This is a genomic window from Sphingomonas sp. SphC10 (assembly GCF_057004845.1).
Genome location: NZ_CM168044.1, coordinates 2,921,819 through 2,934,053, shown reverse-complemented (window position 1 = coordinate 2,934,053; position 12,235 = coordinate 2,921,819). Strand labels below are relative to the sequence as shown.

Here is a 12,235-nt window from a genome sequence, read left to right as displayed (position 1 = left end):
CCTTCGACTTCGCTCAGGCTGAACGGAAGTTGGGGGTGAATGGGCTCGAACCCCACCCCGTTTGGCCGCGTCGCGTGTTAAGCAACGACGCGGCCGTGCCGTGCTTGGACCGGCACGATCCCGAAGGGGGTGGGATCGGGCCTGCTAACGCCCCAAAACGAAAATGGGTTCGCAAGTGGGCCTGTTTGCCGCCAGCGAACCCATCAAACCGTAGCGTCGGCAGGGCCGAAGCCCCGCCTGGCGCCTTACCGGTTCCCCAAAGCTTACTGGTTCATCGAGTCGAAGAAATCCTCGTTGGTCTTCGAATTCTTCATCTTGTCGAGCAGGAACTCCATCGAGTCGATCGTGCCCATCTGCATCAGGATGCGGCGCAGCACCCACATCTTGGACAGCTTGTCCTTCTCGACCAGCAGCTCTTCCTTGCGGGTGCCCGACTTGCCGACGTCCATCGCCGGGAAGATGCGCTTGTCCGCCACCTTGCGGTCGAGGACGATTTCCGAGTTGCCGGTGCCCTTGAACTCTTCGAAGATGACCTCGTCCATGCGGCTACCGGTGTCGATCAGCGCGGTGGCGATGATCGAGAGCGAACCGCCCTCCTCGATATTGCGCGCCGCACCGAAGAAGCGCTTGGGCCGCTGGAGCGCGTTCGCATCGACGCCGCCCGTCAGCACCTTGCCCGACGACGGCACGACGGTGTTGTAGGCGCGACCCAGACGGGTGATCGAGTCGAGCAGGATGACGACATCCTTCTTGTGCTCGACCAGGCGCTTGGCCTTTTCGATCACCATCTCGGCGACCTGGACGTGGCGCTGTGCCGGTTCGTCGAAGGTCGAGGAGACGACCTCGCCACGCACCGAGCGCTGCATGTCGGTGACTTCTTCCGGACGCTCGTCGATGAGGAGGACGATCAGGAAGACTTCGGGATGGTTGTCGGTGATCGCCTTGGCGATGTTCTGCAACATCACCGTCTTACCGACGCGCGGCGGTGCGACGATCAGCGTGCGCTGGCCCTTGCCCTGGGGGCTGACGATATCGATGACACGCGCCGACTTGTCCTTCTGGGTCGGGTCGGCGGGGTCGAGGATCAGCTTCTGCTCGGGATAGAGCGGCGTCAGATTGTCGAAATTGACGCGGTGGCGGACCGCCTCTGGATCGTCGAAATTGACGCTGGTCAGCTTGGTCAGCGCGAAATAGCGTTCGCCATCCTTGGGCGCGCGGATCTCGCCTTCCACCGTATCGCCGGTGCGCAGGCCGTGCTTACGCACCTGGTTGGGCGAGACATAGATGTCGTCCGGGCCGGCGAGGTAATTGGCTTCGGGCGAGCGCAGGAAGCCGAAACCGTCGGGCAGCACCTCGATCGTGCCCAGGCCCATGATCTGGTCGCCCTTCTCCGCCTGCTCCTTCAGGATGGCGAACAGCAGGTCCTGCTTGCGCAGCGTGGACGCGCTTTCGACCCCCAATTCCTCGGCCAGCTGCACGAGGTCGGCGGGGGTTTTCTTCTTGAGGTCTTTCAGATGCATGATCGGTCCGGATGGTCGGAGGGCGTCGGTCGGCGAGGATCGCGGCGAAACGAGGCTGTCGATAAGGAAGCGTACCCGACGCGAGGACCGCGCCGTACGGGGGAGGAGTTAGGATTGGGGGTGCCCCAAGTCAATGGGGAAAGGGTGCGCCCGAAGTGAGACTCACGCCCCTCCCGTAAACGAGAGGTCTCCTCTTCTTACTCCCCTCCCGCAGGCGGGAGGGGCGGGGGGAGGGTAAGCCGCAGGCGATGGGCTCTGTGAGACACCTTGCCCTCCCCCAACCCCTCCCGCCTGCGGGAGGGGAGCAGAAGGGGGAGAGGAGTTCAGAACGGCTTGATCACCACCAGCACGACGATGATCGTCGCGGCGAGCGCAGGCACCTCGTTGATCATCCGCAGCTGCTTGCCGCTCAGCTTCATCTGACCCCGCGCCAACTTCTTGGAATAACCGACCATCCAGCCATGATAGCCGCTGAGCAGCAGCACGAAGAACAGCTTGGCATGGAGCCATCCCAGCCCCGGCACCCCCGAGAACAGCCCCAGCGAGCCCGCCAGCAGCAGGCCCAGCACCCAGACCACGATCATCGCCGGGGTCAGGATGATCTTGCGCAGCTTGCCCTCGCGCTCGACCCAGCGCGCGGCGTCGGTGGCGTCGCTCGCGACCAGCGCCTCCTGATGATAGACCAGATAGCGCGGCATCATGAACAACCCGGCCATCCAGAAGATCACGAAGATGATATGCGCCGCCTTCACCCATTCATAGGCGGCCCCCAACAGTCCGGTCATCATGCGCTCCGTACGCGGGCGATCAGCCGCTCGACATGCGCGATCGGCGTGTCGGGCAGGATGCCATGGCCCAGGTTGAAGATATGCGGCCGTTCGGTGAAGGCCGCCAGGATATGATCCACCGCCCCGTCCAGCGCCTCGCCCCCGGCGATCAGCGCCAGGGGATCGAGATTGCCCTGCACCGGCAAACCCTTGGGCAGATAGGTATCGGCCCAGACCGGATCGACCGTCTCGTCCAGCCCGACCGCGTCCACACCGGTCTCCCGCGCATAAGCGGGCAGCTTGCCCCCGGCCCCCTTGGGGAAGCCGATCACCGGCACGCCGGGACAGCGCACCCGGAAACCCTCGACGATCGCGGCATTGGGCGCGATCACCCAGCGTTCGAACTGCGCGGGGGACAGCGAGCCTGCCCAGCTGTCGAACAGCTGCACCGCCTCGACCCCGTTTTCGACCTGTCCCGCCAGATAATCGATGGTCATGGTCACGATCGCATCGACGATCGCCCCGAACCCCGCCGGGTCGGCATAGGCGAAACGCCGCGTCTCGCCCTGGTCCTTGGACCCCTGCCCCGCCACCATATAGGTTGCGACCGTCCAGGGAGAGCCCGCAAAGCCCAGGAAGCTGGTCTGTGGAGGCAATTGCGCCTTGACCCCCGCTACGGTGGCATAGACCGGATCGAGCCGCTCAGGGACGCGCTCCAGGGCATTCAGCGCATGATCGACCAGCGCAGGCGCCAGACGTGGCCCCTCCCCTGCCCCGAAGCTGAGGTCCTGGCCCAGCGCCCAGGGGACCATCAGGATGTCGGAGAACAGGATCGCGCCGTCGAATCCGAAGCGCCGGATCGGTTGCACCGTCACCTCGGCCGCCGCCGTCGGATCGGTGGCCAAAGCCAGGAAGCCCCCCTTCTCCGCCCGCAGCGCGCGATACTCCGGCAGATAGCGTCCGGCCTGTCGCATGAGCCACATCGGCGGTGTCGCCTGCCGCTCTCCGTTCAGCACGGCGAGCAGGGGCTTTTGAATCGCAACGTCGGTCAGGAGACCCCCCTTCTTCTATTAAAGAAGATTCTAAGAATGGATTGTTGAAGTGGTTGGCACGTTGGTTGTCGGGATTATGCGGCTCTCCCCGATATGCCAACACGTTGACTCATGGGGAATCGCCGATTCAACGGGATTCGGATTCATGACCCCCGTAACTCACAGGCTGTGGAAAAGAATCGGACCTGTGAGATTCATTGTGGACGAATCGGTCGTTATCCACCGCCGGTCCGCCGCTTGGCCGGTCGGCGAAGTTACGCTACCGATTCTTCCCATGTTATCCACAGAGTCATTAGGTCGGTCATGAAGACGCGGCTCCACCTGCACCTCCTGTCCGATTCCACCGGCGAAACGCTGGAGAACATCGCGAAGGCGGCGCTTGCCCAATATGACGATGTGGAAACCGTCCGGCACTTCTGGCCGATGGTGCGCACCGAGAGTCACTTGGAGCGCATCCTGCAGGAGATCGCACAGAATCCGGGGCTGGTGATCTACACGCTGGTCAACCCGACGACGCGGCGCGTGCTGGAAAGCCGCTGCCACGCGCTGGGCCTGCCGACGGTCGCGCCGCTCGATCCGGTCAATGCCGCGCTGTCGGGCTTGCTGGGCGTACAGGCCAAGATGCGCCCCGGCCGCCAGCATGTGCTCGACGCCGCCTATTTCGCGCGCGTCGATGCGATCCAGTTCACCATCGCGCATGACGACGGCATCGCCTGGGAGGAATGGGAGGAGGCCGATATCGTGCTGGCGGGTGTCAGCCGTTCGTCCAAGACGCCGACCTCCATCTATCTCGCCAATCGCGGCTACAAGACCGCAAACATTCCGATCGTCGTCGAAAGCCCCCCGCCCCCCTTCCTGTTCACGCTGAAAAAGCCGCTGGTCGTGGGCCTGACCACCAGTGCGGATCGGCTGATCGCGATCCGGCGCAACCGGCTGCTCTCGCTCAACCAAGCGCCCGACACCGATTATGTCGAGCAGGAGGCGGTCAATCGCGAACTCACCTTCGCCAGGCGGATGTTCGCCGACAATGACTGGCCGGTGATCGACGTCACCCGCCGCTCGATCGAGGAAACGGCGGCGGCGATCATCTCCCTCGTGAACCAGAGAAAGTCCGACGCATGATCATCCTCGCCTCGCAAAGCGCCTCGCGCCGGGCGATGCTCGACGCGGCGGGCGTGGCCTATGAAGCGTTGCCTGCGCGGGTGGACGAAGCCGGGGTCAAGGCGGCGATGGCCGGGGCTTCCCCACGCGACCTGTCCGATGCGCTGGCCGAGATGAAGGCGGTAAAGGTCTCCGCCAATGCCGGGCCGGTGCCGGTGCTGGGGTCCGATTCCATCGTCGCGCTCGCCGACGGCACGCTGCTCGACAAGCCGGAGAGCCGCGAGGAGGCGGCCGAGCATCTGGCGCGGATGAGCAGCGGGAGCCACGAGCTGTGGAGCGCCGCCGTCATCGCCGAGCATGGCCGTCCGGTCTGGCGACATGTCGAGCGCGCCAAGCTCCATGTCCGGCCGCTGTCACCCGCGTTCATCGACCGCTATCTGGATCAGGAATGGCCCGCCATTTCGGGCTGCGTCGGCTGTTTCCGGATCGAGGGGCCGGGAGTGCAGCTCTTCTCGCGGATCGAGGGCAGCCATTTCACCATTCTCGGTATGCCGCTGCTTCCTGTGCTGGGCTATTTGCGCGAACGCGGCTGGACGCCCGCCTGATGGCCCTTCCTTATGCGGAGGTGATCGGCGACCCGATTGCTCATAGCAAATCCCCGAAAATCCACGGTTTCTGGCTAAAGGCGCTGGGGATCGAGGCGGCGTATCGCGCCACCCATGTCACGCCGGACGCGCTGCCCGCCTATTTCGCCGAGCGGAAGGCCGATCCGGACTGGCGCGGCTGCAACATCACCGTGCCGCACAAGATCGCCGCGCTGGAGCATGTCGAGGATCGTGAGGATATACGCACCGCGATCGGGGCGACCAACACGGCGTTTCGCGATGCGGACGGCGCTTTGGTTGGCACCAACACCGATGCGGCGGGTTTTGCCGCGCCGCTCAAAGCCTTTGATCTGGCGGGCAAGCCGGTGACGGTGATCGGGGCAGGGGGGGCCGGGCGGGCGGTGCTTTATGCCCTGGCGGGGATCGGCGTCGGGGCGGTGACGCTGTTCAACCGCAATGTGGAAAAGGGGGCGGCGCTGTTGTCGTCCTTCGGACTGGAGGGGCAGGCGCTGCCGATCGGTGACGCCGTGCCGCCCAGTGCCCTGGTCGTCAACGCGACCAGCCTGGGCATGACCGGCCAGCCGCCGCTCGACCTCGACCTGTCCGCCCTGCCGGGGGACGCGGTCGTCTATGACATCGTCTATGCGCCGCTCGAAACCGCGCTGCTGGCGGCGGCGCGGGCGAGGGGGCTGGCGACGATCGACGGGCTGGAGATGCTGATCGGACAGGCGGCGGTGGCGTTCGAGCGGTTCTTCGGCGCGGCCCCGCCGCGCGACCGGGACGGCGAGCTGCGCGAGATCCTGCTGCGATGATCGTTTTGGGGCTGACCGGCTCGATCGGCATGGGCAAGTCGACCGTCGCGCAGATGTTTCGCGACGAAGGGGTGCCGGTGTTCGACGCCGATGCCTGTGTCCACCGCTTGCAAGGGCCAGGTGGAACATTGGTCGCAACGATTGAGTCGGCCTTTCCCGGTACCACCGGACCCGATGGCGTGAATCGTGCCGCGCTGGGGCAGGCGGTGCTGGGCGATGATTCGGCGATGCGCCGACTCGAGGCGATCGTGCACCCAGCGGTGCAGGCCGAACGCGCGGCCTTTCTGGCGGCACATGCCGGGGCTCCGCTGGTGGTGGTCGACGTGCCGCTGCTGTTCGAAACCGGCGGTGACAAGGTTGTGGATAAGGTGTTGGTGGTTTCGGCAAAACCCGAAATCCAGGAGGCGCGGGTGTTGGCAAGGCCGGGAATGACCCGGGCCAAATTCGACGCCATTTTGAAGCGTCAATGGCCCGATGGGGATAAACGCGCGCGCGCCGATCATGTCGTCGCGACCGACATTCCATTGGCCGAAACCCGCGAAAAAGTGCGGTCTTTGATCGCTTGCATCACCGCATCCGAAGGCCGATAGTCGGGTCATGAGAGAGATCGTTTTCGACACCGAAACGACAGGGTTCAAATTTTCGGAAGGCGACCGGCTGGTCGAAATCGGCTGTGTCGAACTGGTCAACCGGGTCGAGACCGGGCGCACCTATCACGCCTATTTCAATCCCGAACGGTCGATGCCTGCCGAGGCGCAGGCGGTCCACGGATTGTCCGACGCGTTCCTGAAGGACAAGCCGGTCTTTTCGGCCGGGGTGGCCGAGTTTCTGGACTTCATCGGCGACGCGCCGCTGATCGCGCACAACGCGACCTTCGACTTCGGCTTCATCAATGGCGAGCTGGGCGTGCTGGGCTTCCCGCCGGTCTGCGAGAAGACGCGGATGGTCGACACGCTGGCGATCGCGCGCAGCAAGCATCCCGGCGCCAAGCATACGCTCGACGCGCTCTGCTCGCGCTATGGCATCGACCGCTCGCACCGTGTGCTGCACGGCGCGCTGCTCGACGCGCAGCTGCTGGCGCAGGTCTATGTCGAGTTGATGGGCGGGCGGCAGATCGGCCTGGGCCTGCTCGCCGAGGCGAGCGCGGATACCGGGCCGGTGATCGTCGCCCGCGCGCCCGCAAAAGTCCGCCCGCCGCGCATCTTCCGACCGAGCGAGGCGGAACTTGCCGCCCATGCGGCGTTTCTAAAGGGCATAACCGATCCGGTTTGGGGGGCCGAGGCGTCCGGTTGACGCCACGGGACAGGCCAAAAGGACCGTCCCATCAGAGTGCATCAAGGAGAAGACGATGGATATCCGGATTTCTGGTCATCAGGTCGAAACGGGCGACGCGCTGCGGACCCATGTGACGGACCGGCTTCAGGGTATCGCCGAGAAATATTTCGCCCGCGCCATCTCGTCCGAGGTGACGTTCGGCAAGGGGCCGCATGACGTCGGCTTCAAATGCGATATCGTGATGCACGTCACCCGCGGCCTGGTGCTCAAAGGCCGTCACGAAGCCCAGGACGCGCACCTCGCCTTTGACGGCGCCGCGACCAAGATTGAAAAGCAGCTGCGCCGTTATTCGCGCCGCCTGAAGGACCGCAATGCGGGGCAGGCGATCGAACTGGCCGAGGCCGGGGCCTATGATGCGGGCTACACCCTCTTTGCCGAACAGGTGGATGAGGACGAGGCGGGCGATGCACCCCTGATCATCGCCGAAACCCGCGTCGATATCCCCGACGCCAGTGTCTCCGATGCGGTCATGATGCTCGATCTGCGCAATACTGCGGCCCTGTTGTTCAAGAATTCGGGCACGGGATCGTATAACATGGTCTATCGCCGTGGTGACGGAACCATCGGCTGGGTCGAGCCGCAACGCGGCGGCACGGCCGGATAAGCTCTATCGTTCTTCCGCGTGGCCCGTTATTAGGCGGGCCGCGCGGGGGCGCACCGGAAAGACCATGAACGACTTCAGCGATCTGTTGCGCCACGATACGGTGCTGGCGGGCGTCAGCGCCGCCAACAAGAAGACCCTGTTCCAGGCGCTGGCGGCGGCTGCCGCCGGGCCTGCGGGGCAGGATGCCAAGCTGCTGGCCGATGTGCTGCTCGAACGCGAGAAGCTGGGGTCGACCGGTTTCGGCGGGGGCGTCGCCATCCCGCACGGCAAGCTGCCCGGACTGACCCAGATCGTCGGTGTCTTTGCGCGCCTGGCACAGCCGGTCGATTTCCAGGCGGTCGACGACATGCCGGTCGATCTGGTCTTTGCGATGTTCTCGCCCGCCGATGCGGGATCCGCGCATCTGAAGGCGCTGGCCCGGATTTCGCGGCGGCTGCGCGACAAGGGCTTCGTCGCCAAGCTGCGCGGGGCGGGGTCGCCCGATGCGATCTGGGCGCTGCTCACCCAGGACGAGGCGCGTGACGCCGCGGCCTGAGGGCGAGGCCGCGCATTTTCGGGCGCTCGAGACGCTCTATGCCGAAGCCCCGATCAATCGCCTGTTCGACTCCACGCTGGAGATTACCGAGCCGGGCGTCGCGCGCATCCGCTTTCGGGTGGACGAGCGGCATTATCACGCGGCCGGCGCAGCGCATGGTACGAGCTATTTCAAGATGCTCGACGATGCGGCTTTCTATGCCTGCAACAGCCTGGTCACCGACCGCTTCTTGCTGACCACGCAGTTCAACCTGTTGCTGACCCGTCCGATCAAGGCGGGGGAGGTCGTGGCCGAGGGCCGCTGGGTCAGCGGGCGGCGACGGGTGTTCGTCGCCGATGCCCGGCTGATCGATGCCAGCGGCGAAGAGGTCGCGCGCGGCACCGGCACCTTCATGCGCTCGCAGATCGCGCTGGCGGGCCTGCCCGGCTATCGGACGGCCTGAGCGCGATGGACGGCCGTCTGCCGAGCGGAATGCTGGTCACCGCCCTGTTGCGCCGGATGAACGACAGCGGCGGTATGGGCATGGTGCTGGCCAAGGGCGATCCGCAGGCCGGGGGCATGTTGGTGATCGTCATCGATACCGACCCCGTCACGTCGCACCGGCGCGAGCGGGTGCTGGAACGGGGTATCGGCCCCGATGGCAAGACCGCGCTGATCGAATCGACGCCTGCAAACGATATTTTAAGCTATTGGCGCCGCCGCCGGGCGCGCGATCCGGACCTGTGGGTCCTGGAACTGGATGGCGCTGCGGCGGAACGCTTCACCGCTGAAACGATCCTGCAACATTGACGAACGCGGCCGGATCGGCCACGAGCCCCCCATCGTAATTTCGCGTTGTGCTTATCGGGTGCGATCCGGTGGGTTACGCAGTCGGGGGGAAGCCCGGACGAGCGCCTTTGGGCAATGCTCGGGTCCGTGATCCAACCGCATGTCTGTTTGAGTGAATGACCGTTTTCAAGCGAGTCGCGGCGTCCGCTGCCATGGCTCTATCTCTGGCGGGTCTTCTCGCCACCAGCACCCCCAGCCTCGCGACCAACGTTGCCGGTGTTGCTGCCACTCCAGTCAGTGCGATGACTGTTTCCGGGATCAACGTCGCCGATGTCGCGATGGTTCCCCAAAGCGCCCGGGCCACCATGTCCGCGCTCCCCGATTTTTCCCAGGTTTCTGAAGGCGATGAGGACGGCGACTATGACTCGCTGGCCGACGCCGTGGCCGATCAGGACGAGATTGCGTCGAGCGAAGAGCTCCGCTGTCTGGCCGGTGCCATCTATTTCGAAGGTCGCGGCGAACCGCTCGCAGGCCAGCTCGCCGTGGCGCAGGTCATCCTGAACCGCACCAAGTCGGGTCGTTTCCCCACCGGCGTGTGCGACGTCATCAAGCAGCGCGGCCAGTTCAGCTTCGTGCGCCGTGGTGAAATTCCGTCGGTCAGCCCGTCGCACACCGCCTATCGCACCGCCGTCGCCGTCGCCAAGGTCGCGCTGGCCCAGGCATGGGACAGCACCGCGGGCAAGGCGCTGTACTTCAACACCCCCGGCAACCGTCCGGGCGTGCGGGTGCAGAAGGTCGCCGCGATCGGCAACCACATCTTCTATCGTTGATATTCAAGGCCCCGTTCCAGGGGCTTTTGCATTTGTTCGTCAAATGTTCTAAGCGGGTGGCATGTTGGACATGCCGCCCGCTTCGTGCGTCGACGATCCGCTGTCTCCGCTCTGCGCCGCCGATGTCGCGCGGGGCGTGACCCGGATGCTGCTCCGCCACGACCTGATCACCATTCCCGAAGTCCCGCTGGAGGGCGGCCGCCGCGCCGACCTGATGGCGCTCGACGCGCGGGGGAATGTCGTCGTCGTCGAGATCAAGGTGTCGCGCGCCGACATGCTGGGCGACGGCAAATGGCCCGATTATCTGGCGCATTGCGACCGCTTCTACTGGGCGGTGCCCGCCGGGTTCGACTGGTCGCCGCTGGAAAGCGCGGCGTTCCTGCCCGAGCGGACGGGGATCATCGTTGCCGATCGTTACGATGCCGCGATCGTGCGCGAGGCGCATAGCGTGCCGCTGCCCGCGCATGTGCGGAAAAAGGCGACGCTGAATTTCGCGCGCAGGGCAGGGCGGCGGATGATCGGGTTGACCGATCCGGATGCGGGGATGTGAGATTGGTGGGCCCGGCAGGACTCGGACCCGCAACCTAGCGGTTCAGTGTGGAGAGGGTTTCCCGTGGCCTTCGACTACGCTCAGGCGGAACGGAGGTTGGGGGGAGGGGGCCGATACAAACAGCCGTTCAGCCTGAGCGAAGTCGAAGGCCACGCTCCACCTTCACCGCGTCAATATCAACGTCACCACCGAGCGCGGCGGCGCGATATCCCCCGCGATATCCACGGACTTATGCACAGCGTCGGTTACGATCATCCGCCGCTGCCACCGCCCCGGCACCGCGACGCTCAGCGGCCTTGGCGACAGGCCTGGATTGACATGGACCAGCACCAGCCGCCGTCCGTCGGGTGACAGCGCGCCGACCGTATCCATATCGTCCACCGGCACCAGCCGGTCGCCCGGCCGGATATAGCGGCTGAACTGCGCCATCGCCCAATATTTGCCCGTCACATGGATCGCATGGGGCTGGTCCGCCGCGCCCATCAGGTCGGCCTTGACGATGCCCCAGTTCGATCCCTTCTCGCCCTTGCGGGTGCTGAGATCCTCGACCGCCTGCCAGAAGACCCAGGCGGCGGGCTCCAGCCGCTTGAGATCGGCGACGACATGCTCGGCAAAGGCCAGCGGCGTCGCCATGCCGGTCAGGTCCTCGGGATCGCCCGACAGCGGCGTGTCGTTCTCGCTCATCCACATCTTGATGCCCGAGGCGCGGGCGATGTCGCGCACGGCGGTCTGGTGGACCGTGCCATAGCTGTGGACGTTCAGCTGCCCGATCGCGGCGCGGGTGGCGGGCGGATAGGCGGCCCAGTCCTGTACGAACAGATGCGAGGCGGTTTCGTCGGGGGCGGCGATGACGGTGGACAGCCGCTTGGCCTTCAACGCGGCGGCGGTCGCGTCGATCATCTGCGCCTGGCGGGCGGGGCTCCAATGCGCGCCTTCCTGGGTATTGGCGGCGAACCAGTAATTGGTGTTGGGCTCGTTGACCGGCGACAGGGTGCGGAAGGTCAGATGGTGCCGCCGCTGCAATTCGTCGGTGACGCGGACCAGATAGGTGGCGAAGGCGGCTTCCTGACCGGGGCGAAGATTGTCGTCCGTCCCCTTTTCCGCGCCCGATACCCGGCCACTGACCGTCATGAACCAGGGCGGCGAGTTGGAGAAGGCCTCGAAGATCGGCCGCTTCACCCGCGCGGTGATGGCGTCGAGCCACCAGCGCTGGTTGGCGTCCTGCCCCCAGTCCCACATGGCGGGATCGTCGGCGCGCCACCAGTCCTTGCCCGTCATCCCCGCCGGTTGTCGCCAGAAGCCCGGCACCGCGCGCCCGACCTTCATATAGGGGGGCGTGTCCGCCGCATTGCCGCCGCCGATATTATAGCGCGCGATCGTCCAGCCGAGGCCTTGCGGCCCGTAGAACAAATCCGCCAGCCGTGTCCGCTCCGCCTCGGGCCAGCCGCCGGTGACATGCGCGAACCAAGCGAGCGCGGTGCCCCAGCCCTCGAACACCGTCGACGGGCGGTCGATCGCGGGGCGCAGGGTCACGGGCACCGGACGGTCGGCGGGCGGCGGGGCTGCCTGTCCCTGCGCCGCCTGGGCCGCCCCCGGACCCGAGATCAGCGCCAGCGCGGCGGCCGCCAGACGGCTTTTGCGAAGGATCGTCCCGTTCTTCACCCTGGCGTCTCCCCAACGCATATCCGATCAAACGTCAGACTATAGCCGGAGGCGCGGCGGGTCCGTCAACCTGCGTCGGATCGGGGATGCGCTG

Annotated in this window: 15 protein-coding genes; 11 read left to right on the top strand and 4 right to left on the bottom strand. The window is 65.7% G+C overall.

Features of this window, described 5'->3' with window-relative positions; translation table 11 throughout:
* Nucleotides 1–263: 263 nt before the first annotated feature.
* The 3 genes from rho to hemE all read right to left on the bottom strand — a co-directional run bounded on the left by rho (nt 264) and on the right by hemE (nt 3,270).
* Nucleotides 264–1,520: a transcription termination factor Rho gene (gene rho, locus ACWKSV_RS13430; RefSeq protein WP_042486922.1), complete on the bottom strand. Its 1,257-nt coding sequence runs from the start codon at nt 1,518–1,520 to the stop codon at nt 264–266.
* A gap of 323 nt (nt 1,521–1,843) precedes the next feature.
* Nucleotides 1,844–2,305: a CopD family protein gene (locus ACWKSV_RS13425; protein ID WP_076717777.1), complete on the bottom strand. Its 462-nt coding sequence runs from the start codon at nt 2,303–2,305 to the stop codon at nt 1,844–1,846.
* On the bottom strand, nt 2,305–3,270 hold the full coding sequence (gene hemE, locus ACWKSV_RS13420) for a uroporphyrinogen decarboxylase (RefSeq protein ID WP_483666924.1): 966 nt from the start codon (nt 3,268–3,270) through the stop codon (nt 2,305–2,307). The genes ACWKSV_RS13425 and hemE overlap by 1 nt, the downstream gene beginning before the upstream one ends.
* 372 nt (nt 3,271–3,642) lie before the next feature.
* On the opposite strand from hemE, the gene ACWKSV_RS13415 reads away from it, so the two are divergent.
* The 11 genes from ACWKSV_RS13415 to ACWKSV_RS13365 all read left to right on the top strand — a co-directional run bounded on the left by ACWKSV_RS13415 (nt 3,643) and on the right by ACWKSV_RS13365 (nt 10,479).
* Complete coding sequence (locus tag ACWKSV_RS13415) at nt 3,643–4,461, top strand: pyruvate, water dikinase regulatory protein (protein WP_056438836.1); 819 nt, start codon at nt 3,643–3,645, stop codon at nt 4,459–4,461.
* Entirely contained in the window at nt 4,458–5,045 is a 588-nt protein-coding gene (locus ACWKSV_RS13410; protein WP_076714324.1) for a Maf family protein, read from the top strand. Before ACWKSV_RS13415 ends, ACWKSV_RS13410 begins: the two co-directional genes overlap by 4 nt.
* Nucleotides 5,045–5,857 carry a shikimate dehydrogenase gene (aroE, locus tag ACWKSV_RS13405; RefSeq protein WP_191864752.1) on the top strand — a complete coding sequence of 271 codons (813 nt, stop codon included), beginning with the start codon at nt 5,045–5,047 and terminating at the stop codon, nt 5,855–5,857. Before ACWKSV_RS13410 ends, aroE begins: the two co-directional genes overlap by 1 nt.
* Nucleotides 5,854–6,447 carry a dephospho-CoA kinase gene (coaE, locus tag ACWKSV_RS13400; RefSeq protein WP_076714323.1) on the top strand — a complete coding sequence of 198 codons (594 nt, stop codon included), beginning with the start codon at nt 5,854–5,856 and terminating at the stop codon, nt 6,445–6,447. Before aroE ends, coaE begins: the two co-directional genes overlap by 4 nt.
* A 7-nt stretch (nt 6,448–6,454) precedes the next feature.
* A complete protein-coding gene (gene dnaQ, locus ACWKSV_RS13395) occupies nt 6,455–7,150 on the top strand; it encodes a DNA polymerase III subunit epsilon (RefSeq protein ID WP_076714321.1) in 696 nt (231 codons plus the stop codon).
* 55 nt (nt 7,151–7,205) lie between these two features.
* A complete protein-coding gene (hpf, locus tag ACWKSV_RS13390) occupies nt 7,206–7,796 on the top strand; it encodes a ribosome hibernation-promoting factor, HPF/YfiA family (protein ID WP_056438849.1) in 591 nt (196 codons plus the stop codon).
* A 64-nt stretch (nt 7,797–7,860) separates the two neighbouring features.
* The gene (gene ptsN, locus ACWKSV_RS13385; protein ID WP_056438851.1) at nt 7,861–8,331 is read left to right on the top strand and encodes a PTS IIA-like nitrogen regulatory protein PtsN; all 471 of its coding nucleotides are present in this window, start codon (nt 7,861–7,863) and stop codon (nt 8,329–8,331) included.
* The gene (locus ACWKSV_RS13380; RefSeq protein ID WP_076714319.1) at nt 8,315–8,773 is read left to right on the top strand and encodes a PaaI family thioesterase; all 459 of its coding nucleotides are present in this window, start codon (nt 8,315–8,317) and stop codon (nt 8,771–8,773) included. Before ptsN ends, ACWKSV_RS13380 begins: the two co-directional genes overlap by 17 nt.
* A 5-nt stretch (nt 8,774–8,778) precedes the next feature.
* Nucleotides 8,779–9,120 carry a DUF1491 family protein gene (locus ACWKSV_RS13375; RefSeq protein ID WP_076714317.1) on the top strand — a complete coding sequence of 114 codons (342 nt, stop codon included), beginning with the start codon at nt 8,779–8,781 and terminating at the stop codon, nt 9,118–9,120.
* A 155-nt stretch (nt 9,121–9,275) separates the two neighbouring features.
* Complete coding sequence (locus ACWKSV_RS13370) at nt 9,276–9,929, top strand: cell wall hydrolase (RefSeq protein WP_056438860.1); 654 nt, start codon at nt 9,276–9,278, stop codon at nt 9,927–9,929.
* A 61-nt stretch (nt 9,930–9,990) separates the two neighbouring features.
* Nucleotides 9,991–10,479 (top strand): MmcB family DNA repair protein, encoded by a 489-nt coding sequence (locus ACWKSV_RS13365; RefSeq protein WP_076710376.1) that lies wholly within the window; start codon nt 9,991–9,993, stop codon nt 10,477–10,479.
* Between the two features lie 162 nt (nt 10,480–10,641).
* Here ACWKSV_RS13365 and ACWKSV_RS13360 read toward each other — a convergent pair whose 3' ends face one another.
* Entirely contained in the window at nt 10,642–12,141 is a 1,500-nt protein-coding gene (locus ACWKSV_RS13360; RefSeq protein WP_237243487.1) for a glycoside hydrolase, read from the bottom strand.
* Nucleotides 12,142–12,235: the final 94 nt, after the last annotated feature.

What these genes read in the sequence shown, in the direction of transcription:
- ACWKSV_RS13370 (WP_056438860.1), top strand. Translation starts at nt 9,276, where the DNA reads ATGACCGTTTTCAAGCGAGTCGCGGCGTCCGCTGCCATGGCTCTATCT.
- ACWKSV_RS13410 (WP_076714324.1), top strand. Translation starts at nt 4,458, where the DNA reads ATGATCATCCTCGCCTCGCAAAGCGCCTCGCGCCGGGCGATGCTCGAC.
- dnaQ (WP_076714321.1), top strand. Translation starts at nt 6,455, where the DNA reads ATGAGAGAGATCGTTTTCGACACCGAAACGACAGGGTTCAAATTTTCG.
- ptsN (WP_056438851.1), top strand. Translation starts at nt 7,861, where the DNA reads ATGAACGACTTCAGCGATCTGTTGCGCCACGATACGGTGCTGGCGGGC.
- ACWKSV_RS13415 (WP_056438836.1), top strand. Translation starts at nt 3,643, where the DNA reads ATGAAGACGCGGCTCCACCTGCACCTCCTGTCCGATTCCACCGGCGAA.
- hemE (WP_483666924.1), bottom strand. Translation starts at nt 3,270, where the DNA reads ATGTGGCTCATGCGACAGGCCGGACGCTATCTGCCGGAGTATCGCGCG.
- rho (WP_042486922.1), bottom strand. Translation starts at nt 1,520, where the DNA reads ATGCATCTGAAAGACCTCAAGAAGAAAACCCCCGCCGACCTCGTGCAG.
- aroE (WP_191864752.1), top strand. Translation starts at nt 5,045, where the DNA reads ATGGCCCTTCCTTATGCGGAGGTGATCGGCGACCCGATTGCTCATAGC.
- ACWKSV_RS13375 (WP_076714317.1), top strand. Translation starts at nt 8,779, where the DNA reads ATGGACGGCCGTCTGCCGAGCGGAATGCTGGTCACCGCCCTGTTGCGC.
- coaE (WP_076714323.1), top strand. Translation starts at nt 5,854, where the DNA reads ATGATCGTTTTGGGGCTGACCGGCTCGATCGGCATGGGCAAGTCGACC.
- hpf (WP_056438849.1), top strand. Translation starts at nt 7,206, where the DNA reads ATGGATATCCGGATTTCTGGTCATCAGGTCGAAACGGGCGACGCGCTG.
- ACWKSV_RS13365 (WP_076710376.1), top strand. Translation starts at nt 9,991, where the DNA reads ATGTTGGACATGCCGCCCGCTTCGTGCGTCGACGATCCGCTGTCTCCG.
- ACWKSV_RS13425 (WP_076717777.1), bottom strand. Translation starts at nt 2,305, where the DNA reads ATGACCGGACTGTTGGGGGCCGCCTATGAATGGGTGAAGGCGGCGCAT.